Annotated in this window: 20 protein-coding genes; 4 read left to right on the top strand and 16 right to left on the bottom strand. The window is 66.8% G+C overall.

Annotated elements, in window-relative coordinates:
• Nucleotides 1-30: 30 nt before the first annotated feature.
• From ampD to GH681_RS11230, 3 genes are all read right to left on the bottom strand, one after another.
• On the bottom strand, nt 31-645 hold the full coding sequence (gene ampD, locus GH681_RS11240) for a 1,6-anhydro-N-acetylmuramyl-L-alanine amidase AmpD (RefSeq protein WP_153161559.1): 615 nt from the start codon (nt 643-645) through the stop codon (nt 31-33).
• Nucleotides 642-4,223, bottom strand: coding sequence for a fused MFS/spermidine synthase (locus GH681_RS11235; protein ID WP_194271210.1), 3,582 nt, complete (start codon nt 4,221-4,223; stop codon nt 642-644). The genes ampD and GH681_RS11235 overlap by 4 nt, the downstream gene beginning before the upstream one ends.
• A 231-nt stretch (nt 4,224-4,454) precedes the next feature.
• A complete protein-coding gene (locus GH681_RS11230) occupies nt 4,455-4,886 on the bottom strand; it encodes a prepilin-type N-terminal cleavage/methylation domain-containing protein (protein ID WP_153161557.1) in 432 nt (143 codons plus the stop codon).
• 305 nt (nt 4,887-5,191) lie between these two features.
• Here GH681_RS11230 and GH681_RS11225 point away from each other — a divergent pair, with 305 nt between their 5' ends.
• The 3 genes from GH681_RS11225 (at nt 5,192) to GH681_RS11215 (ending at nt 9,733) form a co-directional block, all read left to right on the top strand.
• Nucleotides 5,192-5,977, top strand: coding sequence for a ferredoxin--NADP reductase (locus GH681_RS11225; RefSeq protein ID WP_153161556.1), 786 nt, complete (start codon nt 5,192-5,194; stop codon nt 5,975-5,977).
• Nucleotides 5,978-6,167: 190 nt separating this feature from the next.
• Complete coding sequence (locus GH681_RS11220) at nt 6,168-7,370, top strand: ammonium transporter (protein ID WP_153161555.1); 1,203 nt, start codon at nt 6,168-6,170, stop codon at nt 7,368-7,370.
• A 311-nt stretch (nt 7,371-7,681) separates the two neighbouring features.
• Nucleotides 7,682-9,733 (top strand): methyl-accepting chemotaxis protein, encoded by a 2,052-nt coding sequence (locus GH681_RS11215; protein WP_194271209.1) that lies wholly within the window; start codon nt 7,682-7,684, stop codon nt 9,731-9,733.
• Nucleotides 9,734-9,790: 57 nt separating this feature from the next.
• Here the strand turns inward: GH681_RS11215 and paaE are convergent, their stop codons facing one another.
• From paaE to paaN, 13 genes are all read right to left on the bottom strand, one after another.
• On the bottom strand, nt 9,791-10,885 hold the full coding sequence (paaE, locus tag GH681_RS11210) for a 1,2-phenylacetyl-CoA epoxidase subunit PaaE (protein ID WP_153161553.1): 1,095 nt from the start codon (nt 10,883-10,885) through the stop codon (nt 9,791-9,793).
• A 98-nt stretch (nt 10,886-10,983) separates the two neighbouring features.
• Nucleotides 10,984-11,505, bottom strand: coding sequence for a 1,2-phenylacetyl-CoA epoxidase subunit PaaD (gene paaD, locus GH681_RS11205; protein ID WP_228111881.1), 522 nt, complete (start codon nt 11,503-11,505; stop codon nt 10,984-10,986).
• Nucleotides 11,506-11,518: 13 nt separating this feature from the next.
• Nucleotides 11,519-12,301 carry a 1,2-phenylacetyl-CoA epoxidase subunit PaaC gene (gene paaC / locus GH681_RS11200; protein ID WP_153161552.1) on the bottom strand — a complete coding sequence of 261 codons (783 nt, stop codon included), beginning with the start codon at nt 12,299-12,301 and terminating at the stop codon, nt 11,519-11,521.
• Entirely contained in the window at nt 12,301-12,660 is a 360-nt protein-coding gene (gene paaB, locus GH681_RS11195; RefSeq protein ID WP_228111874.1) for a 1,2-phenylacetyl-CoA epoxidase subunit PaaB, read from the bottom strand. The genes paaC and paaB overlap by 1 nt, the downstream gene beginning before the upstream one ends.
• The gene (paaA, locus tag GH681_RS11190) at nt 12,657-13,670 is read right to left on the bottom strand and encodes a 1,2-phenylacetyl-CoA epoxidase subunit PaaA (RefSeq protein ID WP_153161551.1); all 1,014 of its coding nucleotides are present in this window, start codon (nt 13,668-13,670) and stop codon (nt 12,657-12,659) included. The genes paaB and paaA overlap by 4 nt, the downstream gene beginning before the upstream one ends.
• Nucleotides 13,671-13,708: 38 nt before the next feature.
• Complete coding sequence (locus tag GH681_RS11185) at nt 13,709-14,497, bottom strand: enoyl-CoA hydratase/isomerase family protein (protein WP_153161550.1); 789 nt, start codon at nt 14,495-14,497, stop codon at nt 13,709-13,711.
• A gap of 169 nt (nt 14,498-14,666) precedes the next feature.
• The gene (locus tag GH681_RS11180) at nt 14,667-15,818 is read right to left on the bottom strand and encodes an ABC transporter substrate-binding protein (protein ID WP_153161549.1); all 1,152 of its coding nucleotides are present in this window, start codon (nt 15,816-15,818) and stop codon (nt 14,667-14,669) included.
• 142 nt (nt 15,819-15,960) lie between these two features.
• Nucleotides 15,961-17,166: a 3-oxoadipyl-CoA thiolase gene (pcaF, locus tag GH681_RS11175; RefSeq protein WP_153161548.1), complete on the bottom strand. Its 1,206-nt coding sequence runs from the start codon at nt 17,164-17,166 to the stop codon at nt 15,961-15,963.
• Between the two features lie 13 nt (nt 17,167-17,179).
• The gene (gene paaK / locus GH681_RS11170; RefSeq protein ID WP_153161547.1) at nt 17,180-18,505 is read right to left on the bottom strand and encodes a phenylacetate--CoA ligase PaaK; all 1,326 of its coding nucleotides are present in this window, start codon (nt 18,503-18,505) and stop codon (nt 17,180-17,182) included.
• A gap of 45 nt (nt 18,506-18,550) precedes the next feature.
• Complete coding sequence (gene paaI, locus GH681_RS11165; RefSeq protein ID WP_153161546.1) at nt 18,551-19,024, bottom strand: hydroxyphenylacetyl-CoA thioesterase PaaI; 474 nt, start codon at nt 19,022-19,024, stop codon at nt 18,551-18,553.
• Nucleotides 19,014-20,561 carry a 3-hydroxyacyl-CoA dehydrogenase PaaH gene (gene paaH, locus GH681_RS11160; RefSeq protein ID WP_153161545.1) on the bottom strand — a complete coding sequence of 516 codons (1,548 nt, stop codon included), beginning with the start codon at nt 20,559-20,561 and terminating at the stop codon, nt 19,014-19,016. The genes paaI and paaH overlap by 11 nt, the downstream gene beginning before the upstream one ends.
• Complete coding sequence (paaG, locus tag GH681_RS11155; RefSeq protein WP_153161544.1) at nt 20,558-21,352, bottom strand: 2-(1,2-epoxy-1,2-dihydrophenyl)acetyl-CoA isomerase PaaG; 795 nt, start codon at nt 21,350-21,352, stop codon at nt 20,558-20,560. Before paaG ends, paaH begins: the two co-directional genes overlap by 4 nt.
• Before the next feature lie 10 nt (nt 21,353-21,362).
• Nucleotides 21,363-23,030, bottom strand: coding sequence for a phenylacetic acid degradation protein PaaN (paaN, locus tag GH681_RS11150; RefSeq protein ID WP_153161543.1), 1,668 nt, complete (start codon nt 23,028-23,030; stop codon nt 21,363-21,365).
• 350 nt (nt 23,031-23,380) lie between these two features.
• On the opposite strand from paaN, the gene GH681_RS11145 reads away from it, so the two are divergent.
• Nucleotides 23,381-24,409: a diiron oxygenase gene (locus tag GH681_RS11145; RefSeq protein ID WP_153161542.1), complete on the top strand. Its 1,029-nt coding sequence runs from the start codon at nt 23,381-23,383 to the stop codon at nt 24,407-24,409.
• Nucleotides 24,410-24,420 lie beyond the last annotated feature (11 nt).

The following is a 24,420-nucleotide window of genomic DNA, read 5'->3' as shown; positions in this document are numbered from 1 at the left end:
GGGCGGGTTTCGGGAAGCCCCCCGAAACCCTCAGCCTGGCCGCATGGAGAGCGGGAAAGGCCAGCTCATCAGCGTCCCGTCGTCAGCCTCGGCGGACCCTTCCGGCTCGATCAGGGCGACGATGTCCGGACGTCCGCGGGCGGCGATTTCCCGGCGCAGACGACCCCACGAGAACCACGGCCCGGGGTCGGTCTTGCGGCCCGGGGCGATGTCCGAATGGCCGGTCACGCCCTCCACCGGAAAGCGGCCGCACAGATCGGCAAGCAGCCCGGCGAGGGCCGCGTACTGCGCCGGCTCGAAGGGCAGCGTGTCGCAGCCCTCCAGCTCGATGCCCACCGAGAAATCGTTGCAGCGCTCCCGCCCCCGCCAGCTCGACACCCCCGCATGCCAGGCCCGCGCCTCCGGCGGCACGAACTCGATCAGCTCGCCGGTACGGCGGATGAAGTAATGGGCCGATACCCGCAGGTGGTGGATGCCCGCGTAGTACGGGTGCGCAGCCGGGTCGAGGTGGTTGGTGAACAGCGCCTCGACCCCGCTGCCGCCGAAGCGGTCCGGCGGCAGGCTGATGGCGTGGATCACCACCAGCGTCACCGCCTCGCCGGGGGCGCGGGCGTCGTGGTTGGGGGATGGCACCCGACGCATCATTGCCGGGCCTCCAGGGTCTTCTTCATCGCGGCCACCTTGCCGTACTGCCGCAGGACGGCAATGTTGAACTGGTAGGACTTCCCGCCGTCGAGCATGTTGCCCTTGGGCGTCGCGTACTCGAGATACATGTTCTCGTCGGTGGACGCCCACTCCTCCGGATCGCCCCAGTTGGAGAGGAAGAGATCGACGCCATCGGTCTCCAGCAGCAGTTCCGGGCTCACCCGGACGTTGTGGCCGAACAGCCGCGACACGAAGGCATCCACCTCGGCGCTGGCCCCGCCGTCCTGGCCGCGCAGGCGCTCGTCCGGCGCATCCGACGCGACGATCATCCCTTGCCCGCCCAGCTGGAACAGCTTCACGTTACGGAACTCGGTGCGCACCGACGCCAGGATGGCGAGCAGATCCCGCTGAGTGATGTGGTGGAGCTGTACCCACTGCTGGAGCACGCCGCTGTCGCCCAGGCGCGATTTGACCAGCTGGTAGAACTCCCGGTTGTAGCTCGCCGCCGCCCCGGCAAACCAGATCGAGGTGAGCTCCACGGTGATCAGGTCGTAGCTGCGCCGCTGGAGCAGCAGGAAGTTGCGCCCGTCGGCGATGTGCATCCGGGTGACGTCGGCCCGGGACACGCCCTCGTTGAGCTGCGGGAAGTGACGATCGGCCAGCTCGACGATATCCCGGCTCAGGTCGACGATGTCCAGATGGGTGAAGCCCGCGTGCCGCAGCAGGTTGGCGGTCATGCCGGTGCCGTAGCCGATCACCAGCGCGGAATCCCGGTGGGTCACGAACCGCAGCGGCACCATCGCGAAGCCGGCCTGGGCCTCCATCTCGCCGGAATCGTTGCCCTGGAACTTGCCGTTGGTCGTCAGGGTCTTGAACACCCGGCCGTCGGCGCCGGGGCTCTCGTGCACCGCGGTCAGGCCGCCGTCGGAGCTCTCGGCGCGGTCGATGACCGGGCCGAAGCGCTGGTCCGCAAAATACACGTTGGCACCCGAGGCCACGCGGCCGTAATCCAGCTCGGCGGGCGCCGTCACCACCGCCAGGCCGGCCACCAGCGCCCCGGCCTTGAGACGCAGGCCCGGCAGCCCCGAGGCCTGCCCCAGCACCATCGCCAGCAGGATGGCGAAGGCCGCGAGGATCTGCACCCCGCCCACGCCCCCCACCCACGGCAGCAGGACATACGCGCCCACGAACACCCCCAGGATGTTGCCGAGGGTATTCACCGCCACGCCCAGGCCCAGCATCCGCCCGCCGCCGTGCCGCCCCATGTGGTCCATCGCCAGGGGGAAGAAGGCACCGAGCAGGAAGGCCGGCGGAAACAGCACCAGCACGCACACCGCGCCCCGCACCAGCTCGCGCCCGGCAAAGGAGAACGGCAGCGGATAGCCCTGGAAGCGCGCGAAGTAGTCGCTCATCGCTTCCCACTGCCACATCCCGAAGCGCAGCGTCAGCGCCAGCAGCAGGAGCACCACGCACATGGCCAGCACCGGCCGCCCGAAGACGCCGGGCACCCGCCGCCACACCACCGCGCCCCCGCCCAGCCCCACCAGGAAGGCGAACAGCATCAGCGAGAAGGCGTAGGTGCTGTTGCCGGCCACGATGGCCAGCATGTGGATGTACAGCGTCTCCAGCGCCAGACAGATCAGGCCGACGCCCCCGAGCGCCAGCAGGACGGCCCACCGGGGCGCCTGCGCCGGCCGTGCCGGCTGCACTGGCGCCGCGACGGCAGGTGCTTCAGCAGCAGCCGCATCCGAGCGGCGCAGCCCCAGGGCCGACAGGGCCACCAGGAGGTTGATGATCACCGCCACCAGGTTGGTCGCCGTGAGCCCCAGCATCGGAATGATCAGATAGCCCGCCAGCAACGCCCCCAGGGCCGCTCCCAGGGTGTTGGCCCCGTAAAGCCTGGAGACGGTGACGCCCAGCACGTCCTGGCGCCGGTCGAGGCGCGCGATGAGGATGGGCAGGGTCATGCCCATCAGCACCGTCGGCACCGAGAGCACCAGCGCCCCGAGGGCAAAGCGCAGGCCCACCACCCAGGTCGCATCCACCGGCGCGTCGGCAGCCAGATGCGTGTAGATGGACAGCGCCCCGTCGAACAGGAAGGGCGTGACGAGGCAATACACCGCGATGCCCAGCTCGCACTGCACATAGCGCTCGACCAGCTGCCGGCGGGTCTGGGCGATGCAGCCGCCCAGCCACGCCCCCAGTGCCATCCCGCCCATGTAGGTGGCGAGCACCGTGTAGGTGGCCAGCGACGAGCTGCCGAACACCACCGCCAGTCGCTTGGCAAACAGCACTTCATAAATGAGCGCAGCTAGCCCCGAGAGGAAGAACAGCACCACATAGCCGCCGCCTTCCCGCACCGCGCGCCGCGGCGCCGCCACAGCCCCCCCGGCCACTGCCGACAGCCCGGCCACGACGCCAAGCAGGGTCCGCAGCGCCCAGGCCGACGCAACCAGCGTCACCACCGCCATCACCGGAACCAGCCCGGGCACCCGCGCCAGCCACAGGTAACCCGCCAGCAGGAACCACATCCAGAAGACGTACAGCCCGCCCATCGCGGCAAACACCACCCGCCGCGGCGGGCTCCACACCGGCTCGCCCCGCACCAGCAGCGCCATCACCCCGATCACGAAGGGAAGCGCCACCACCAGGTCGAGCAGATAGTGCTCGCCCAGGCCCAGCGTCGCCGGCACCATCGACAGCATCAACACGCCCGAGCCCCATTTCAGCCAGCGGTTCTTCAGGCTCAGGGCGACGATCCACGCCGCCAGACTCCACCCGAAATGCAGCGACGGCACGCCGTTGCGCATCGCCGGCGCCACCGGCATGAGGTCCAGCGGCACCTTGTCCATGCCGGGCATGGCGCCGGGGAAGGCCTCGGGAAACGCATACAGCGGGCCGCACACCGGCATCAGGTGATAAGCCACCATCCCGATCATGCTGATGACGAACCACACCTCCACCCCGTGCCAGCCCCGCTGGCGCCAGCCCTCCCGAGCCTGCACGCCCAGAACGAAGAGGAACACCGCATACATGTACTGATAAGCCACCTGGAGCACCGCCTTGACGCCCTCGTGGGCGCCCACGAAGGTGGCGGTGGCCACGCTCGGCTGCCAGCCCAGCAGCGAATCGAGGAACAGCAAGCGACCATCGAAGGTGCGCGGGTGGAAGATCACCGTCGCCGCCAGGAAGGTGCCCGAAAAGAGCGCATAGAGGAGCGCGAACGCCACCGCCCCGAGGAGATAGCGCAACGGCTCTGCCGCCTCGGACGCCCTCATCTGCCGGCCGGCCCGGGCATGAATGGAGAGCATGCCGGCCAGCCCGGCAAAATGGCCGAACAGGATGAGCGGCGGATGGGCCGCGTCGGCCGGCAGCACCGTCGTCAGGCCAAAGGCCCAGGCGCAACCCAGCGCAGCTGCGCCACCTGCAGCGAGCACGATCAGCACGTCCCGCAGGGACGGCCGGGAGAACGCGAACAGCACCAGCCCGATCAGGCCGAAGGCCCTGAAGGTGTTGTTGCGGAAGGCCGCCGAACTCCACCCGATGAAGGGTGACGGCAGCTCAGACAGCAATCCCATCAGGCAAGCGACCGCGAAGGCCACCAGGCAGACCGGAAAGATCCACGAGAAAGGGGAAGCGGCAGCGACGGCCCCCAGAGGAGCCAGACTACGGCGGATCACGCGGGATGTGGCGGCAAGAGGCGAGACGGACATCGAAACCCACTAGGACAGGTCTGAAGCGAAGGATACGGGTCAACGACAAAAAAAAAGACCGCGTGACGCGGTCTTTTTTTCAGGCAGTGCGGACTATCAGCAGATGCCGGCGCTCTTGCAGGTACCGGAGATGGTCCAGGTCAGGGCGTTGGCAACAGTGGCGGAGGCGGAAGCCGCGGCCGGGGTCAGGATGTAGGTTTCGCCGCTCAGGCCGTTGGAGGAGACGGCAGTGGCGGTGATGACGCCGCTGGCAGCGGTCGCAACGGAATTAACGAAGCCGGCAGCACCGGTGGTGTTGGCGGGGATGTCGGGGCTGGTGCCGGCAACACAGTTGGTCAGCGTGTTGGCGTTGTTCTGGTAGCACAGCTCAACACCCAGCTTGTACGGTTGGGTCGCCTGGACGACTTCCGAGAACTTGGCCTTCTTGGTGTAGGTCTGGTACTGGGGCACAGCGATCGCAGCCAGGATGCCGATGATGGCCACGACGATCATGAGTTCGATAAGGGTGAAACCGGCTTGCTTCTTCATGTGCGTATCTCCAGGAAATTATGGGTGTTCGAAACGGGCCCGAAGCCCGACAGCGTCGTCATATGCAAGGCTCGTGCCAATTTTCGACAACCCACTTCAATTCCATACGGATCAGGCAGATACCGGAAACCGCCCGCTTCGGATGCGCCCCCGCGGCATCGCCTGAGGCCCCGAGTGTGACATTTTTCGTCACCCCGCTGCCGCAATGCGTCAGTCATCACGCCCGGCGGCGCGCACGGCCGGAACGAACCGCCCCGGGCGCTGTCCCTTCAGCAGGGACCACGCCTTCCACCGGAGGAGCCGTCATGGACACCGTCGCCGATCCGAACGCCCGCAGCACCACCGCCACCATCCTGTGGATGCGCCGCTGGAGCCCGCGGCTGCTGTCCTTCCGGCTCAATCGCGAGCCGGGTTTCCGCTTCGTGCCGGGGCAGTTTGCGCGGCTAGGTCTATATAAGGAGAACGGTGCGCCGGTGTGGCGGGCCTATTCGATGACCTCCGCCACCTGGGACGAGCACCTGGAGTTCTACTCCATCGTGGTGCCCGATGGCGCCTTCACCTCGCAGCTCGAAAAGCTGGGGGTGGGCGACACGCTGATGATCGAGCGGGCGGCCAACGGTTTCTTCACCACCAACCGCTTTGCAGACGGTCGCGATCTGTGGATGCTTGGCACTGGCACCGGCCTCGCGCCCTATCTCTCGATCCTGCAGGACGAGACCACCTGGCAGCGCTTCGAGCGCCTGATCCTCGTCCACTGCGCCCGCGTGGCCGAAGACCTGGCCTACCAGACCGAGATCGCCGCGCTGCGCCAGCACCCCCTGTGGGCCGAGCACGGCCACAAGCTCGTCTATCAGCCGGTCGTCACCCGCGAGTCGGCGCCCGGCGCCCTTCATGCGCGTATCCCGGATCTGATCCGCAGCGGCCAGCTAGAAGCCGCCGTCGGCCTGCCTTTCACCGATGCCGACTCCCGTTTCATGATCTGCGGCAGCCCCGATATGGTGCGCGACACTCACAAAGCCCTGATGGAACGGGGTTTTCGTCTCAGCCGACTGGCCGCCCCCGGCCACATCGCAGTCGAGAACGCCTGGTAAACGCACGGTTTCGGGGTTCAATGCACGACGTTTGCGCCTGATTTTGGTGCAGACGGACGCAAAGCGCACGGTTTAAGTGCGACAACTTCGTGCAAGCTTCATGTCAAGTTTATGAATTGATTGAAATTTTTGATAAATCAAAACTGGCACAGCACCTGCTTGGTGCTCCGCTTCGATTTTGGAGCCCAAAATGGAGCAATCAAGCAACGCCAGTAATGTTCTCTTCGTGCTGCTCGGCGCCATCATGGTGCTTGCGATGCACGCAGGTTTCGCTTTCCTCGAGGTCGGCACCGTCCGCAAGAAGAACCAGGTCAACGCGCTGGTCAAGATCCTGACCGACTTCTGCGTGTCGGCCATCGCCTACTTCTTCATCGGCTACACCGTGGCCTACGGGGTCAATTTCTTCTCCGGCGCCGAAGTGCTGGCCCAGAAGAGCGGCTACGAGATGGTGAAGTTCTTCTTCCTGCTCACCTTCGCGGCGGCCATCCCGGCGATCATCTCCGGCGGCATCGCCGAGCGGGCCAAGTTCCACCCCCAGAGCATCGCCACCTTCCTGCTGGTCGGCTTTGTGTATCCCTTCTTTGAAGGCATCGCCTGGAACGACAACTTCGGCATCCAGCCCTGGCTCGAAGCCGTCACCGGCGCCAAGTTCCACGACTTCGCCGGCTCGGTGGTGGTGCATGCCGTGGGTGGCTGGATCGCGCTGCCCGCGGTGCTGCTGCTGGGCGCCCGCCGCGGCCGCTACACCAAGGATGGCAACGTGGCCGCCCACCCGCCTTCCAACATCCCCTTCCTGGCCCTCGGCGCGTGGATCCTCACCGTGGGCTGGTTCGGCTTCAACGTGATGTCCGCCCAGACCCTCGACAAGGTGAGCGGCCTCGTGGCCCTCAACTCGCTGATGGCGATGGTTGGCGGCACCCTGGCGGCAATGGTGCTGGGCAAGAACGACCCGGGCTTCATCCACAACGGCCCCCTGGCCGGCCTGGTGGCCGTGTGTGCCGGCTCCGACCTGATGCACCCGATCGGCGCGCTGGCCACCGGCACCGTCGCCGGCGTGCTGTTCGTGCAGCTCTTCACCGTCACCCAGAACCGCTGGAAGATTGACGACGTGCTCGGCGTGTGGCCGCTGCACGGCCTGTGCGGCGCCTGGGGCGGCATCGCTGCGGGCATCTTCGGCACCACGGCGCTGGGTGGCCTTGGTGGGGTGAGCGTCGTGGCCCAGCTGGCCGGCACCCTGGCCGGCATTGTCATCGCGCTGGCGGGCGGCACCATCGTGTATGGCACGCTGAAGACCCTCATCGGCATCCGCCTCGATCCGGAAGAGGAATTCGAAGGCGCCGACCTGACGATCCACAAGATCACCGCCATGCCGGACCGGGAAACCCACTGGTAAGCCCGCGCTGCAGCGATCCTCCCCAGCAAGGCCCGGTTTCGACCGGGCCTTGTGCATTTCAGGGCCGGTTTTCCGGGCGCAACCCAGCCGTCAGGATGCACGCATGCTCGCGCCCGACATCGCCCAATCGGAATGAGTATGAGAATCCTAATCGATTACGCTTCAGACAGGCGCCAAAAGCGGCCATCCGTCACACCCTCGTGCATCCGAAACGCAGGCCAGCTCAAGATTTCCGCCGAGCGGCCGTAGCAGGATCACCTATTACTTTAGTAATAAATCGAGGACGCCCATCGACGGCGTGGGGGAGCACGATGAAATCGATCAACCGGATGTCCCTGAGTCACCAGTTCGTGGGTGCATCCATTCTGCTGGGCGGGCTGGTCATACTCGGACTGGCGCTGTTTGTCTCGTCCTACACCTACCGCCTTGGCCTGGAGCACGCCGAGCGGGAGGTGAAGGGCCACATCCACGGCCTGCGCCAGCTGGTGGACACCACCCACGAGATCAGCGTGGGCCTGACCGACAAGGTGTCGGCGATCTTCCTCTCCCACTTTCCCGAACCCTTCGTGCTACACCCGGAACGCTCGATCCCGGTGGGCGCGGTCGATACACCGCTGCTCGAATATCAGGGCAAGCCAGTCAACCTCGACTTCACCAGCGTCGACGCGTTCGCGCGCAGCTCGGGCGGCGTTGCGACGGTGTTCGTGCGCAAGGGCGACGACTTCGTGCGGGTGAGCACCTCGCTCAAGACCGAATCCGGCGAGCGGGCCGTCGGCACCGCGCTCGCCGCCGACCATCCCGCCAAGGCCAAGCTCATCGCCGGGGAAACCTATCTGGGCGTCGCCAAGCTCTTCGGCCGCCAGTACATGACCAAGTACTCCCCCGCCCGCGACAAGGACGGCAAGGTGGTGGGCGCGCTTTTCGTCGGTTTCGACCTCACCGGCGCCTTCGGCAGCCTGAAGACGGCGCTGGAGAGCCTCAAGTTCGGCAATAGTGGTTATGCCTTCCTGGTGCGCGCCAAGGGCAACGAGAAGGGCTTGATGATTTTCCATCCGGTACTGGCGGGCAAGAACGCCACCGAGATCCACGACGCCGAAGGCGGCCAACCGCTTGAACGAATGCTGACGGGCGGCGGCGGCAGCATCACCTATCCCTGGAAGGACCGGGACGGCGCATCCCGGACCAAGATCGCCTACTACGAGCACACCGACAGCCTGGGCGGCCTGGTGGTGGCTGGCGGCGGTTACATGGAGGACTTCACCGCCGAGAGCACGGCCCTGCGCAACATCATCCTGATCGCCGCATCGGTGGCGGCGCTGGTGCTGTCGCTGCTGCTCTACACCTTCATCACCCACCAGATGCGACCGGTGAAGGCCATCGTCGAGGTGCTCGGGCGCATCGGTGCAGGCGATCTGCAGGCGCGCATCCGCCGCGAGCCCCACGAGGAAGGCACCCGCAACGAGCTGCACATCATCGCCAACAACATCGACGCCACCGCCCAGAACGTCGGCGCACTGATCGCCGAGCTGCGCCAGCAGGCGACCGAGATCGAGGAGACCGCGGCCACCCTCTCCCGCACCTCGGAAGCCCTGGCCGGCGCGGCGGCGACCCAGAATGACGCCTCCCATGCCATGGCCAGCGGCGTGGGCCAGATGGCGGCGAGCATCCGGATGGTGAGCGACAACGCCCGCAGCGCCGACGCCCACACCCGCGAGACCCGCCAGCAGGCGGCCCGCGGGCAGGAGGCCACCCGCGACGTGATCGCCCAGATGGCGAGCATCGAGCAGGCCGTCTCGGCCGCCGCCGAGCGCATCCAGCACCTGGGTGAAGCGTCGGAGCACATCTCGACCGTGGTGAGCGTGATCCGCGAGGTGGCCGATCAGACCAATCTGCTGGCCCTCAACGCCGCCATCGAAGCCGCCCGCGCCGGCGAACAGGGCCGCGGCTTTGCGGTGGTGGCCGACGAGGTGCGCAAGCTGGCCGAACGCACCGCGGCCTCCACCCAGGAGATCGCCCGGGTCGTCGAATCCATCCAGACTGGAACCAGCGACGCGATCCAGGGCATGGCCTCCGCACGCCAGCAGGTGGCAACGGGGGTGGAGAAGGTGGAAGCCTCCGGCCGCACCATGAGCGTGATCGAAGCCGGCGCCGAAGAGGTGGCCACCATCGCCGCCGAGATGTCGGCCAGCCTGCGTCAGCAGGCCGCCGCCAGCAGCGGCATCGGCGAAGAGGTGGCACGGATCAGCCGGATCTCCGGCCAGAACGACGCCTCGGCCCGGGAAGCGCTGGGCGCGGCGAGCACCCTCGCCCGCCTCTCGCGGCGCATGTCGGAGGCGGTGGACCGCTTCCGGGTAGCGCACTGAGGCAGCACAAACAAAACGGCCCGGGTTCAACCGGGCCGTCTTGCTTTGGGGCGCGTTTCAGCGCTCGTCGAAACTCACCAGCAGCCGCCCGCTGGTGGGGCGCGCCTGGCAGCTGAGCACGAAGCCCTGATCCATCTCGGCGGCTTCCAGCGTGAAATTCTTGTCCATCTCCACGCTGCCCTCCATCACCTTGGCGCGGCAGGTGCAGCACACCCCGGCCTTGCACGAGAAGGGCAGATCCAGCCCCGCGTTGAGGGCCACGTCTAGCACGTGCTCGTGGGGCGCCATCGCCATCTCGTGCTCCTTGCCGTCGAGGATCACGGTGAGGGCCACCGACTTGGCCGCCTCGCTCGCCGGGTCGCGGGTGCCGGTGGGCACCTTGCCTGCGGGCAGCGGGGTGTTGGCGGTGAAGCGCTCGGTGTAGATGCGATCCGGGCGCACGCCGACTTCCAGCAGCGCCTGCTGGGTGGCGTCGATCATCGCCTCGGGGCCGCAGATGAAGACTTCATCCATGCTCGCCGCCGGCAGCAGCGAGGCCACCACGGCCTTCACCTTGTCGGCGTCGATGCGGCCCTGGAGCAGATCGACTTCCTGGGCCTGACGGGACAGGATGTGGATCAGCGTGAGGCGGTCGCGGTAGCGATCCTTCAGATCCTGCAGGGCTTCGTTGAACATCACCGACGACATGCGGCGGTTACCGTAGACCAGCGTGAACTTGGATTCGGGCTGCTCTTCGAGCGTGGTGGCGGCGATGGACAGGATCGGCGTGATGCCCGAACCGGCGGCAAAGCCCACCCGGTGGATGGCGCGCTGCTTCTTCACCGTAAAGCGGCCGTCCGGTGGCATCACCTGGATGGTGTCGCCGGCCTTGACCGACTGGGCCGCCCAGTTGGAAAACACGCCGCCGTCGACGGGGCGGATGCCCACTTCCAGCTCGCCGGCCTTGGCGAGCCGGCTGCGCGGGCAGCTGATGGAGTAGCTGCGGCGCACGTCCTGGCCGTTGATGGTGGCACGCAGGGTCAGGAACTGGCCCGGCTCGAAGGCGAATCGCTCGCGGGCGTCGTCGGGGATGGCAAAGGTGATCGCCACCGCGCCAGCCGCTTCGGGGCTGACGCGCTTGACGGTGAGGTCGTGGAAACGGGGGGCTGACATGGGGGGCTCCTGGGGGAGTGGGTAGTAGGGAACAGGAAGTGGGGAGTGGGGGACCGTGCCTACTCCCTATTTCCCACTACCCATTCCCCACCCCCGCCTCAATACGGTTTGAAATAGTCGAACGGCTCGCGGCAGTCGAGGCAGCGGTACAGCGCCTTGCAGGCGGTGGAGCCGAACTGGGACGTGAGCGTGGTGTTGGTGGAGCCGCACTGGGGGCAGGCCACGGTTTCCGCCGCCGGCTTCCGCATGAAGCGCACCACGCCCACCTCCGGCGCCGGCAGGCGGTGGGGCGGCGCGATGCCGTAGGCGCGGAGCTTCTCCTTGGCGGCCTCGCTCATCCAGTCGGTGGTCCACGCCGGCGACAGGCGCGTCACCACCCGCGCGGCGATGCCGATGCCGGCGAGCGTGGCACGCACGTCGTCTTCGATCTGCCCCATCGCCGGGCAACCGCTGTAGGTGGGCGTGATGACCACCTCCAGGCCCTCGTCGGTCATCCGCACGTCGCGCAGGATCCCCAGCTCGCGCAGGGTGACGACCGGGATCTCCGGGTCGGTGAGGCTGTCGAGGGCGGTCAGCACCCGGTCGATGAGCTCGTCCGGGGCCTGCGCTGGCATCGGCATCGCGCTCATGGCATCACCACGTCGCGCCGGGATGCGCCCGGGCGAGGCTCTGCATCTCGGTGAGCAGGAAGCCCAGGTGCTCGGAATGCACGCCCACCTTGCCCTCGGTCACATACCCGCGGAAAGCCGGGCGGGTCACCGTGGCTTCGGCGAAGGCGTCATTCACCAGCGCGTCCCAGCCGGCGCGCAGGCTGCGCACGTCCACACCCACGCCGGCGGCCGCCGCGGCGCTTTCGGCCGGGCTGGGGGTCCAGAACTCCTCGGTGTAGGGCATCAGGTGGTCCACCGCGGCCTGCACCCGGGCGTGGGATTCGTCGGTGCCGTCGCCCAGCCGCACCAGCCAGTCGCGGGCGTGGTGCAGGTGGTAACTGGCTTCCTTGAGCGACTTGGCGGCGATGGCGGCGAGCTCGCTGTCGGACGACTTCGTGAGCCCCTCCCACAGCTGGACCATCAGCGCGGAGTACAGAAAGTTGCGGACGATGGTGGTGGCGTAGTCCCGGTCCGAGGCGGCATAGCCGACCAGCGGGCCGTGGTGCGGCAGCTCCAGCAGCGTGTAGTTGCGAAACTCGGCGGCGTCGCGGAAATAGGCCAGGCTGTCTTCGGTGGCGTCACCGCCCAGCAGCGTGGCGGCGCGCTGGTAGAGCAGCCGGGCCTGGCCGATCAGGTCGAGGCTGACGTTGGCGAGCGCCAGGTCTTCCTCGAGGATCGGGCCATGGCCGCACCATTCGGCGTTGCGCTGGCCCAGCACCACGGCGTTGTCGGCCAGGTGAAGAATGTAGTCGGCGATTGCGCTCATCACATGTGCCCCACTTCTTCCGGGATCTCGTAGAAGGTCGGGTGGCGGTAGATCTTGTCGGCGGCCGGGTCGAACAGCTCGCCCTTGTCATCCGGGTTGCTGGCGGTGATGGCGGCGGATGGCACGACCCAGATGCTCACGCCTTCCTGGCGGCGGGTGTAAACATCACGCGCCATGTGCAGCGCCTGGGACGCATCAGCGGCGTGCAGGCTGCCGCAGTGCTTGTGCTCGAGGCCCTGCTTGCTGCGGACGAAAACTTCCCAGAGGGGCCATTCCTTGAGTGCGGGGGTGGTGGATGAACTACCTCCGCCCTGGCGGGCTTCGGTGCGAGCACCTTCAAACGGTTGTGCGTTGCTCATGCTGCCTCCTTCTTAGCGCGTTCTTGTTGTTTGCGGGCGTAGGCCAGGGCCGCTTCGCGCACCCACTGGCCGTCGTTGTGGGCCTTGACCCGGGTGGACAGGCGTTCCTTGTTGCAGGGGCCGTTGCCTTCGACGGTGTCCCAGAACTCCTGCCAGTCGATCTGGCCGTAGTCGTGGTGCTGGCGCTCCTCGTTCCACTTGAGGTCCGGGTCGGGCAGCGTCACGCCGAGCACCTGGGCCTGGGGCACGGTGGCGTCGATGAACTTCTGGCGCAGGTCGTCGTTGCTGATGCGCTTGATGCCCCAGCGCATGCCCTGGGCGCTGTTGGGGCTGTCGGCATCCGGCGGCCCGAACATGGCGAGGCACTTCCACCACCAGCGGTCCACCGCGTCCTGCACCATCGCCTTCTGCGCGTCGGTGCCCTTCATCATCACCAGCAGGGCTTCGTAGCCCTGGCGCTGGTGGAAGGATTCCTCCTTGCACACGCGCACCATGGCGCGGGCGTAGGGGCCGTAGGAGCAGCGGCACAGGGGGATCTGGTTCATGATCGCGGCGCCGTCCACCAGCCAGCCGATCACGCCCACGTCGGCCCAGTTGAGGGTCGGGTAGTTGAAGATCGAGCTGTACTTGGCGCGGCCGGAGTGCAGGCCTTCGAGCATCTGGTCGCGGCTGGTGCCCAGCGTTTCGGCGGCGGAATAGAGGTACAGGCCGTGGCCGCCCTCATCCTGCACCTTGGCGATCAGGATGGCCTTGCGCTTGAGGCTGGGCGCGCGGGAGATCCAGTTGCCTTCGGGCAGCATGCCGACGATCTCGCTGTGGGCGTGCTGACTGATCTGGCGGACCAGGGTGCGGCGGTAGGCCTCGGGCATCCAGTCCTGGGGTTCGATGCGGCCGTCGGCGTCGATGCGCGCATCGAAGCGGGCCATCAGTTCCGGGTCTTCGGTGGACGGGGTCCTGGCCGCCGTCTTCTGGCCTGCGTTGTCCGGCACGCTGAAGCTTTGGGTGTACATGTGTGTTCTCCTGCTGGGTTATTCGGGGGCTGACGCGTTCAGCGCAGCCAGGCCGGGGCGCGCTTTTCGAGGAAGGCGGCGATGCCGTCCCTGGCCTCGTCGGTGGCACGCCGACGGGCGATGCGCTGGGCGGTTTCCTCGCTCACCGCATCGTCGATGGGGCGGGCGTTGATCGCGGCGATCAGGTCCTTGGCGGCCTTCTGGGCCTGGGGGGCGCAGCCGACCAGCGTTTCGGCCAGCTTTGCCACCGCGGCATCCAGTTGATCCAGCGCCACCACCTCGCCCACCAACCCGATGGCGAGCGCCCGCTGGGCGTCGATCTTCTCGGCGCTCTGGAACAGGCGCAGCGCGTGGCGCGGCCCGACCGCGCGCAGCACGTAGGGGCTGATGACCGCGGGGATGATTCCGAACTTCACTTCCGAGGTGGAAAAGCTGGCGTCGGACGCCGCGATCGCCATGTCACAGGCCGCCGCAAGGCCGGTGCCGCCACCGAGGGCCGCGCCCTGCACCCGGGCAATGGTCGGCTTGGACATCTCGGACAGGCCGCGCAGCATGGCGCTGAAGCGGCGGGCGTCGTCGAGGTTCTCGGCTTCGCTGTAGCCGGATGCGCGGCGCATCCAGTTGAGGTCGGCGCCGGCAGAAAAATGCCGCCCGCGGCCGCCCAGCACCACCACGCGCACGCTGGCGTCGGCGTCGAGCTCGATGCACGCGTCGCGCAGGTCGGCGATCAGCGCCTCGTCGAAGGCGTTGAACACCTCCGGACGGTTCATCCAGATCGTCGCCACGCGGCCAGCGAGTTCGATTTCCAGGGTTGAGTAGGTCGTCATGATTGTTGGTGGCTCAGGGGAGCGGGAGGTGGGAAGTTGGAAGTGGGAAGTGGGAAGTGGGGGGGACCTAGCCTGAATTGCCCGGCTCTCACCCTCGTCAGCGCACCCGGCAAAACCCCACTCCCCATTACCAATTACCTATTACCCACTTCCCACTACCCGCCTCTCCTCACTTCGAGATGGTCCAGTCGCCGCCCTTGACTTCGAGCATGCGGAAGGCCGACAGGTCGAGGCCCATGTGGTCGGTGGGCGACATGTTGAAGGTGCCGCTGGTGCCCACGAAGCCCTTGGTGGCTTCGATGGCGTCGCGGACCTTGGCCTTGTCGGTGGAGCCGGCACGCTTGATGGCATCGACGGCGATCATCAGGCCGTCGTAGGCGTAGCCGCCAAAGGTGGACACGTCCTGCTTGTAGCGCTCCTTGTAGGCCTTGTCGTAGGCGGTCACGACGGGCTTCTGCGGGTCGCCGGCGGGCAGCTTCTCGGGAATCAGCTGGGCCGGGGACGGCAGGCGCACGCCTTCGGCAGCCGGGCCGGCGAGCTTCAGGAACTCATCCGACGCCACGCCGTGGGACTGGTAAAGGGGCAGCGTGATGCCCAGCTGCTTGTAGTTCTTGGTGACGATGGCCGGGCCCTGACCAAGGCCGAACACGAACACGGCCTGCACGCCGGCGGTGTTCTTGATCTTGGTGAGCTGCGGGCTCATGTCGGTGTCCTTCGGCCCGTAGGTTTCGCTGGCCACCAGGGTCACGCCGTACTTGGCGGCGACGGCCTCGGTCTCCTTCTTGCCGGACTGGCCGAAACCGCTGGTCTCGGAGAGCAGCGCCACCTTGCTGATGCCACGCTTCTTCATGTCCTCGAAGACCTTCTCGGCGGCCATGCGGTCGGTGTGCGGGGTCTTGAAGACGAACTTCTTGACCGGCTCGACGATCACCACGGCGCCCGCCAGGGAGATGAAGGGCACGCCGGCCTTCTCGACCAGCGGCACGGTGGACATGGTGGAGCCAGTGGTGGTGCCACCGACGATCAGGTCCACCTTGTCGTCATCGATCAGGCGCTTGGCAAAGCCGTTGGCCTTGTTGGCGTCGCTGCCGTCGTCGTAGTGCACCAGCTGGATCTGGCGACCGAGCACGCCGCCCTTCTTGTTGATGTCCTCCACGTAGAGCTGGAGGGTCTTCAGCTCCGGGTCGCCCAGGAAGGCGGCCGGGCCGGTGACGGACAGGATCGAACCGATCTTGATCGGCTCGTTGGCAATCGCGGCGAAGCTGCCAAGGGCAAGCACGGTGCCGGCGAAAAGGGTCTTCAGGGTGGTTCTTTTGTTCATGGTTTTTGTCTCCTCTTTGGTCCTTATTCGGGTCCGAGGTAGTGGGGAGTGGGATCGGGCTTGGGACAGGTGCGCTCACGATCGCCAGCGCACCCGCGTCCAGCCCGCCCCCTACTCCCTACTTCCCATTACCCAATTCCCCTTACTGCCTTTCAATCACCATCGCGATGCCCTGCCCCACGCCGATGCACATGGTGCACAGCGCGTAGCGGCCGCCGCGGCGGTGGAGTTCGTACATGGCGGTGGTGACGAGCCGGGCGCCGCTCGCGCCGAGCGGGTGGCCCATGGCGATGGCGCCGCCGTTGGGATTGACCCGTGCCTCGTCGTCGGCGAGGCCCAGGTCACGCACCACGGCCAGGGCCTGGGCGGCGAAGGCTTCGTTGAGCTCGATCACGTCCATCTGGTCGAGCGTGAGGCCGGTCTGGGCCAGCACCTTACGCACGGCCGGCGCCGGGCCGAAACCCATGATCCGCGGCAGCAGGCCGGCAGTAGCCATGCCCACCACGCGGGCCTTCGGGGTGAGGCCGTACTTGCCAGCGGCCGCTTCGGAGGCCAGCAGCAGCGCGCACGAGCCGTCATTCACGCCGGATGCGTTGCCGGCGGTCACCGTCATCTCCGGGCCATTGACGCCCTTCAGCTTCGCCAGCATCTCCAGCGTGGTCTCGGGGCGCGGATGCTCGTCGGTGTCGAAGACGATCGGGTCGCCCTTCTTGCGGGCGATCTCCACCGGCACCAGCTCGTCGGCAAAGCGGCCGGCGGCGTGGGCGGCGGCCCAGCGTTGCTGGGAGCGCAGGGCGAAGGCGTCCTGGTCGGCGCGGTTGATGGCGAACTCTTCGGCCACGTTGTCCGCGGTCTGCGGCATCGAGTGGGTCTCGTAGAGCTTCTTCATCGCCGGGTTGATGAAGCGCCAGCCGATGGTGGTATCAAAAATCGCGGCGTTGCGCGAGAACGCGGACTCGGCCTTGCACATCACGAAGGGCGCGCGGGACATGCTCTCGACGCCGCCGGCGATCATCAGCCCGGTCTCGCCAGACTTGATGGCCCGGGCGGCGATGCCGATGGCGTCCATGCCCGAACCGCACAGGCGGTTGACCGTGGTGCCCGGCACATCCACCGGCAGCCCGGCCAGCAGGCCCGACATGCGGGCGACGTTGCGGTTGTCCTCGCCGGCCTGGTTGGCGCAGCCGTAGATGATGTCCTCGACGGCAGACCAGTCCACCTGAGGGTTGCGGGCCATCAGGGCCTTGAGCGGAACGGCGCCCAGGTCGTCGGCGCGCACGCTGGCGAGGGTGCCGCCGTAGCGCCCGATGGGCGTGCGGATGGCGTCGCAGATGAAGGCGTTGTTCATCGACCGGTTCTCCTTAAAGCTGCTTGGGGCGTTCGTCGATCACGCGACGGGCCTTGCCGGTCTGGGTGCGCGGGATGCTGTCGAAGTCCATCACCCGAACCTTGGTGGAGATGCCGATGATGGTCTTGATGTGGTGCTGCAGACCCCGGCTGATCTCCTCGACGGCTGCTCGGCTGAGCTTGCCCGAGAGCTCGCGCTGGACTTCACAGCGCACTTCCACGTCGTCCATGTGGCCGTCGCGGGTCAGCACGATCTGGTAGTTGCCCGACAGGCGCTGGTCGCGCAGGATCTGCTCCTCGATCTGGGTCGGGAAGACATTCACGCCGCGGATGATGAGCATGTCGTCCGAGCGGCCGGTGATGCGGTCCATCCGGCGGAACGAGCGCGAGGTGGGCGGCAGCAGGCGGGTGAGGTCGCGGGTGCGGTAGCGGATCACAGGGAAGGCTTCCTTGGTGAGGGAGGTGAACACCAGCTCGCCCTCCTCGCCGTCGGCCACCACTTCGCCGGTGTCGGGGTTGATGATCTCGGGGTAGAAGTGGTCTTCCCAGATCACCGGGCCGTCCTTGCTCTCGATGCACTCGCAGGCAACGCCCGGGCCCATCACTTCGGTCAGGCCGTAGATGTCGATGGCGTCGATGCCCAGCTTGCGCTCGATCTCGGCGCGCATGCCCTGCCCCCACGGCTCGGCGCCGAAGATGCCGACCTTGAGCGAGATCTCGTCGGGCTTGATGCCCAGGCGCTCGAACTCCTCGGCGATCACCAGCGAGTACGACGGGGTGACCATGATGACGTCCGGACGGAAGTCCATGATCTGCTGAACCTGCTTCTCGGTCTGGCCGCCGGACATGGGCACCACGGTACAGCCCAGGCGCTCGGCGCCGGCATGGGCGCCGAGGCCGCCGGTGAACATCCCGCAGCCGTAGGCCACGTGCACCATGTCGCCCGGCAGGCCGCCGGCGGCGCGGATGGAGCGGGCCACCACGTTGGCCCAGTTGTCCAGGTCGTTCTTGGTGTAGCCGACCACCACCGACTTACCGGTGGTGCCGCTGGAAGCATGCAGGCGCGCGACCTTGTTGCGCGGCACGGCGAAGAGGCCGAAGGGGTAGTTGTCCCGCAGGTCGGTCTTGGTCATGAACGGGAACTTGGCCAGGTCGGCCAGCTGCTTCAGGTCGTCCGGATGGACGCCCTTTTCCTGGCAGCGCTTGCGGTAGGGCTCGACGTTGTCGTAGCTGTGGCGGACCGACCACTTGAGGCGTTCGAGCTGCAGGGCCGAGATCTCGTCGCGGCTGGCCTTCTCGATCGGCTCCAGATCGGCGGCCTCGGGGCGCTTTGTGGGCATGGTTGTCTCCTCTCTTTGTATGTTCTTGACGGGTTCGGGCGGCCCTCAGGCCACCGACTCGTCCGCCAGCCCGGCGATGACTTCGCCGTTGATCCGGTAACTCTTGCCCCGGAACAGGGCGATGGTCTTGCCGCTCTGACGACTCTTCACGGTCACGTCATAGACCCCGGTGCGGCCGGACTGGGAACGCTCGACCGCCTCGGCGTCGAGGGTGTCGTTCTCCATTCCCGGCGCCAGAAAGTCGATGTGACAGGCCGAGGCCACGGTGTTCCGGTTATAGCTGTTGCAGGCGTAGGCAAAGGCGGTGTCGGCCAGCGAGAAGATCAGCCCGCCGTGGCAGATGTGGTGGCCATTCACCATGTCGCCGCGCACCGGCATCGACAGGTGCGACACGCCCGGCCCGACGCTCTCGATCCTGATCCCCAGCGCATTGGCGGCGCGGTCCCGCGACCACATGGCCTCGGCAACGGCTTCGGCCAGCGCCTGGGCCTCGGTGGGGTTGGAATGCTTAGTAGTCATGGATGCCCTTTCCGGCAAAGACCGACTGCTGGATCAGCGGCGAGACGCGATAGCGCGGGTCGCCGTAGAAATCGCCGAGGTGGCGGAGCACCTGGCAGATGGTGGCGACGCCCACGGCGTCGGCCCAGGCCAGCGGCCCCTTGGGGTAATTGACGCCCAGCTGCATCGCCGAATCGGCGCCACGGGCATCGCACACGCCCTGGTTCACCGCGTCGGCGGCCTCGTTGGCGAGCATCGCCACGGTGCGCATCACCGCCAGGCCCGGCACGTCGCCAAAGCGCGACACCGCAAAGCCCGCGGCCTGCAGCAGCCCGGTGGCAGACGCCGCGGCCGGCGCCCAGCAGCTGTGGGCAACGCTCACCGCCAGCCGGGTGGCCTTGGTGTAATCGAGCGCCAGATCGATCAGCACCGTGTTGGCGATGCCCGTCTCCGCGGCCCGCTGGGTTGCGGTGCGGCCGTCGGTGACGAAGATCACCGCGTCGCCCACCTCGGCGATGCGGCCATCTTCCGCCTCGCCCCAGGTGTAGGCCACGCCGTGTTCAAAAAGCCGGTCGGCGATGGCTTCGACGGCGGCGGTGCGGCCGTGGAGCACGATGTCGGCCGGCGCCGGCTGGGCGACGCAGGTCTTGGGCGCGGGGCGCTCGGCGCCTTCCCGGTAGTCGTAAAAGCCACGCCCGGACTTGCGGCCGAAGAAGCCGGCATCCACCAGTTCCTGCTGGATCAGCGAGGGCTGGAAGCGCGGGTCGTTGTAATAGGCATTCCACACCGAGCGGCTCACCGCAAAGTTCACGTCGTGGCCGATCATGTCGGTGAGTTCGAACGGGCCCATCTTGAAGCCGCCCGCCTCGCGCATCACCGCGTCGATGGTGGCCACGTCGGCGGCGCCTTCGGTGGCGATGCGCATGGCTTCGCCGTAGTACGGCCGGGCCACGCGATTGACGATGAAACCCGGGGTTGAACGGGTGTGCACCGGCGTCTTGCCCCAGGCCGCCGCGGTGGCGAACAGGGTGTCGGCCACCGCCTTGTCGGTGGCGAGGCCGGAGACGATCTCCACCAGCGCCATCAGCGGCGCCGGGTTGAAGAAGTGCAGGCCGGCCAGCCGCTCGGGCCGGCTGAGGGCCGAGCCGATGGCGGTGACGGAGATCGACGAAGTGTTGGTGCCGAAGATGCAGTCGGCGCCGACGATGGATTCGAGATCGCGGTAGAGGGTCTGCTTGGCCTCGAGGCGCTCGACGATGGCCTCGACCACCAGCGCGGCGTCGGCCAGATCTTCCAGGCGTTCGACCGGGCGCAGCCGCGCACCGGCCGCCTCGGCGGCGTCGGCGGCCATGCGGCCCTTCTCCACCAGCTTGCCAAACTGCGCGCGGATGCCGGCCGCCGCCTTGGCCGCGGCCTCGGGCCGGGTGTCGAGCAGCTTGACCACGTGGCCCGCCGCCGCCGCGACCTGGGCGATGCCGGCGCCCATCGCGCCGGTACCGACCACCGCGACGATGGCGGAGGTGTTGAGGGCGTGGTTGGAAAGTTCGGCCACGCTCATTCCCCCGTGAACTTCGGCGCGCGCTTTTCCATGAAGGCGGCGACGCCTTCGGCGTAGTCCGGGCTCCAGCCCAGCTCGCGCATGAAGCTGCCTTCAAACGACAGCTGCTGCTCCAGCGTGTGGCCCGGCGCGGCGTGCATGGCCTGGCGGGTGCGCACCAGCGCCTTGGTGGGCATGGCGGCAAGCTGGGTGGCCAGCGCGTCGACGCGGGCGGCGAAGGCGTCGTCGGCCACGGCTTCCCAGATCAGGCCCCACTCGGCGGCCTTCTCGGCGGGCAGCTTGTCGGCCAGCAGCGCCAGGCCCATCGCCCGGGCCATGCCCACGCGCTGGGGCAGGAACCACGTGCCGCCGGTGTCCGGCACCAGGCCGATCTTGCTGAAGGCCTGGAGGAAGGACGCCGACTTGCTGGCCACCACCAGATCGCAGGCCAGCGCCACGCTGGCGCCGGCGCCGGCGGCGATGCCGTTCACCGCCGCGATGGTCGGGACGCGCAGGTTCTGCAGGCGCAGCACCAGCGGCTTGTAGTTGGCTTCGACCACGTTACCGATGTCCGGCATCTTGCCGTCGATCTTCTGCATGTCCGGGTCGGCCAGATCCTGGCCGGCACAGAAGGCCCGCCCCGCGCCGGTGAGCACCAGCACGCGCACGGACTTGTCGGCCTGGATCGAGTCGAGCGCAGCGCGCAGCTCGGCGTGCATCTCGCCGGTGAAGCTGTTGAGCTTGTCCGGGCGGTTGAGGGTGAGGCGCGCGACGCCGGCTTCAACCGTGAAGAGGATGTTGTTGAATTCCATCGCGACCTCCTCAGACGTGATAACGACGCTGAACCACGCGGAAGCGGTTGGCGACGAAGGCCGAATCCGCGTAGGACGCGTTGGCCGCCGGGTTGCCGCCGGTGCCGTGGTAGTCAGAGTACGCCGCCGACTGATTGACGAACACGCCGCCGGTGAGGTTGATCGACAGGGCGACCTTGCTGCGCCAGGTGGCTTCGGTCATCGCGTCGATGACGTCCTGCTTCGTGGAGTAGATGCCGGCGGTCAGCGCGCCGTGGGTGCTCACCACGCGCTCGGAGAGGGCGATGGCGGCGGCAGTGTCGGCCACCTTGACGATGAAGCTGATCGGGCCGAAGCGCTCCTCCATGTACAAGCGCTCGTCGGCGGCGTCGCAGGCGATGAGCACCGGGGTGCGCACTTCGGCACCCGGGAAGTCCGGGTTGTCGAGCTTGCTGGACGCCAGCACCACCTTGCCCAGCTCGCCGCTGTTGGCGAGCTTGATGCGCTCAAGGGTGTCGGCGGACTGGATCGCGCCGAGCACGGCGTGGGCCACTTCGGGCTTGCCGAGGAAACGCTCGACGGCCTTGGCCAGATCGGCGCACACCTCGTCGTAGCTCTTGGGGCCGTCTTCGGTCTCGATGCCGGCGGCCGGCACGAAGATGGCCTGGGAGGTGGTGCACATCTGGCCGGAGTACAGCGACAGGGTGAAAGCCAGGTTGCCCAGCATCGCCTTGTAGGCGTTGGTGGAGTCGATGACGATGTTGTTCACGCCCGCCAGCTCGGCATACACCTGGGCCTGGCGGCAGTTGTCGATCAGCCACTGGCCGAACACGTTGCCGCCGGTGAAGTCGATGGACTTGACCGCCGGATGCGTGGCGAGGCCCTTGGTGGTGGCGCGCTTGTCGGTGACGCACAGGCTGACCAGGTTGGGGTCGATGCCGTTTTCAGCCAGCACGGCGCGGATGGTGCGCACGGTGATGGCCGCCGGCAGGATGGCGTTGCTGTGAGGCTTCACGATCACCGGGTTGCCGGTGGCCAGCGTGGCGAACAGGCCGGGGTAGGTGTTCCAGGTGGGGAAGGTGCCGCAGCCGATCACCAGTCCGACGCCGCGGCCGACGATCTCGAAGTGCTTCTTCATGACCAGCGGCGGGTTCTTGCCCTGGGGCTTTTCCCACACGGTTTCGGCGGGCACGAAGCGCTGCTCGCGCCAGGCGTAGGCGACGGCCTCGAGGCCGCGGTCTTGGGCGTGGGGCGCGCCGGCCTGGAAGGCCATCATCCAGCCCTGGCCGGTGGTCATCATCACCGCGTGGGCGAGCTCGAAGCTCTGCTTGTTGAGGCGGTCGAGGATCTCCAGGCAGATGCCGGTGCGGCCGTCGGCGCCCAGCGCCTGCCAGCCCTTCATGGCGGCCTGGCCGGCGGCGATCAGCGCTTCCGGATCACACACCGGGTATTGCACGTCCAGCGCGATGCCGTAGGGCGACTTCTCGCCCGCCAGCCAGCCGCTCTGGCCCGGCTGGCCCAGTTCGAAAGCCTTGCCCAGGTGGGCCTCGAAGGCCTTCTTGCCCTCTTCCGCCGCGTTTTCGCCGTAGGCCTTGGGGCTCGGCATCTCGGGGTAGGCAGACCAGTAGGCGCGGGAGGCGATTGCGGCAACGGCGCCTTCCAGCGTGGCCTGGTGCTTTTCGAAGAGGGGGTGAGTCATTCGGCTGTCTCCTGTCTGGTTTTTGGGTTGCTGAGTTAAACAGTACAAATCAATCTGATCAAAGTCAATGTTTGGTATCGCATTTTTGTGGCAGTGCGTTCCATTGTTCCGTACTTCAAAACCACTTCCATAAAAGAAAATCTGTTTATATTCAATCTATTAAAAAGAATTTTTGCCGGATTTTGGCCGAAATGCGCATTTGTAACAGCCAAGTCGATTTTCCGCCCCTCGATCTTTTTGATACATTTTTGTTGACGTTTATTTTGTTTTTGTATCATGATTAACCACACCAGCCCAAGGGACATGGGCGCGGTGACAAACGGTTCATCACACACCTATGAGGAGGCACCATGGCCAGCAACAAGGAACGCTTTGCAGACAAGATGGAATTCCCGCCGGAAATCCAGCAGCCCAACATCTATCCGCTGTCGTGGAACAGCAAGACCAAAAAGCTGCAGGAAGTCTGGCAGGCGGCCCTGCGTGAAAACTGGGATCCGGAAAAGCTGCCCTGGGACACCCTGGATGTGGACAGCTACAGCTGGGAAGAGCGCGAATCCATCGCCTACTGGTGGAGCCTGCTGTCGGTATTCGACGCCTCGGCGCCCCCGGTGTTTGCCGAAGCGCTGATCAAGACCTACGAGGTCCACGAGGAAGACCCGGTGAGGAAGTGCTTCTTCTCCGTCACCCGCGACGAGCAGAACCACGAAATCATGTGTGGCCTGGCCATCACCAAGATGCTCGGCCACCCGGACCCGATCACCTACCAGCCCAAGACCGAGCTGGGCAAGCGCCTGCAGAAGAACGTGCAGTGGCTGTATTTCAATGGCTCGCGCTACTGGAACGGCTACAAGCAGGCCGTGCCCAAGTACGACCTGGCCGTGCTGTTCAGCTCCTTCCTGATGGGCGAGATCGCCGCCGCCACCATCTTCAAGCAGATGTTCGACAACTCCCGCGAGCCGGTCTTCAAGGAAGGCTTCAAGAACATCGGCCGTGACGAAGGCCGCCACATGGCGATCTGCATGGCGGTGATGGAGCGCGACTACCCGGGCCTGAAGGAAGAGACCAAATCCATCGTCACCAAGCAGATCCGCGCCGGCTATCTCTTCCTGTCGGCCGTGCTGTTCGAGCCGCCGATGGAATTCTGGGATCTGCCCGCCGATTTCATCGACAACCAGCGCGAGGCCGAGGAAGTGGCCCGCGGCGCCGGCTTCGGCATCCCGACCTACGAGATGAAGCTGCAGAACTGGAAGAACGCGATGATCAACCTGAAGGGCGTGCTCGACCGCTACAACATCCCCTTCCCGGCGATCCCCGAAGTGGGCATCACCGGCCAGGAAATCAGCGACATCGACATGGAAGACATCATTCCCGTCTTCTGACGGGAATGAGT

This window comes from Zoogloea sp. 1C4, from assembly GCF_009469605.1.
GTDB lineage: Bacteria > Pseudomonadota > Gammaproteobacteria > Burkholderiales > Rhodocyclaceae > Zoogloea > Zoogloea oryzae.
This window is presented reverse-complemented; position numbering and strand designations above follow the sequence as displayed.

What these genes read in the sequence shown, in the direction of transcription:
- ampD (WP_153161559.1), bottom strand. Translation starts at nt 645, where the DNA reads ATGATGCGTCGGGTGCCATCCCCCAACCACGACGCCCGCGCCCCCGGC.
- GH681_RS11235 (WP_194271210.1), bottom strand. Translation starts at nt 4,223, where the DNA reads ATGGGATTGCTGTCTGAGCTGCCGTCACCCTTCATCGGGTGGAGTTCG.
- GH681_RS11230 (WP_153161557.1), bottom strand. Translation starts at nt 4,886, where the DNA reads ATGAAGAAGCAAGCCGGTTTCACCCTTATCGAACTCATGATCGTCGTG.
- GH681_RS11225 (WP_153161556.1), top strand. Translation starts at nt 5,192, where the DNA reads ATGGACACCGTCGCCGATCCGAACGCCCGCAGCACCACCGCCACCATC.
- GH681_RS11220 (WP_153161555.1), top strand. Translation starts at nt 6,168, where the DNA reads ATGGAGCAATCAAGCAACGCCAGTAATGTTCTCTTCGTGCTGCTCGGC.
- GH681_RS11215 (WP_194271209.1), top strand. Translation starts at nt 7,682, where the DNA reads ATGAAATCGATCAACCGGATGTCCCTGAGTCACCAGTTCGTGGGTGCA.
- paaE (WP_153161553.1), bottom strand. Translation starts at nt 10,885, where the DNA reads ATGTCAGCCCCCCGTTTCCACGACCTCACCGTCAAGCGCGTCAGCCCC.
- paaD (WP_228111881.1), bottom strand. Translation starts at nt 11,505, where the DNA reads ATGCCGATGCCAGCGCAGGCCCCGGACGAGCTCATCGACCGGGTGCTG.
- paaC (WP_153161552.1), bottom strand. Translation starts at nt 12,301, where the DNA reads ATGAGCGCAATCGCCGACTACATTCTTCACCTGGCCGACAACGCCGTG.
- paaB (WP_228111874.1), bottom strand. Translation starts at nt 12,660, where the DNA reads ATGAGCAACGCACAACCGTTTGAAGGTGCTCGCACCGAAGCCCGCCAG.
- paaA (WP_153161551.1), bottom strand. Translation starts at nt 13,670, where the DNA reads ATGTACACCCAAAGCTTCAGCGTGCCGGACAACGCAGGCCAGAAGACG.
- GH681_RS11185 (WP_153161550.1), bottom strand. Translation starts at nt 14,497, where the DNA reads ATGACGACCTACTCAACCCTGGAAATCGAACTCGCTGGCCGCGTGGCG.
- GH681_RS11180 (WP_153161549.1), bottom strand. Translation starts at nt 15,818, where the DNA reads ATGAACAAAAGAACCACCCTGAAGACCCTTTTCGCCGGCACCGTGCTT.
- pcaF (WP_153161548.1), bottom strand. Translation starts at nt 17,166, where the DNA reads ATGAACAACGCCTTCATCTGCGACGCCATCCGCACGCCCATCGGGCGC.
- paaK (WP_153161547.1), bottom strand. Translation starts at nt 18,505, where the DNA reads ATGCCCACAAAGCGCCCCGAGGCCGCCGATCTGGAGCCGATCGAGAAG.
- paaI (WP_153161546.1), bottom strand. Translation starts at nt 19,024, where the DNA reads ATGACTACTAAGCATTCCAACCCCACCGAGGCCCAGGCGCTGGCCGAA.
- paaH (WP_153161545.1), bottom strand. Translation starts at nt 20,561, where the DNA reads ATGAGCGTGGCCGAACTTTCCAACCACGCCCTCAACACCTCCGCCATC.
- paaG (WP_153161544.1), bottom strand. Translation starts at nt 21,352, where the DNA reads ATGGAATTCAACAACATCCTCTTCACGGTTGAAGCCGGCGTCGCGCGC.
- paaN (WP_153161543.1), bottom strand. Translation starts at nt 23,030, where the DNA reads ATGACTCACCCCCTCTTCGAAAAGCACCAGGCCACGCTGGAAGGCGCC.
- GH681_RS11145 (WP_153161542.1), top strand. Translation starts at nt 23,381, where the DNA reads ATGGCCAGCAACAAGGAACGCTTTGCAGACAAGATGGAATTCCCGCCG.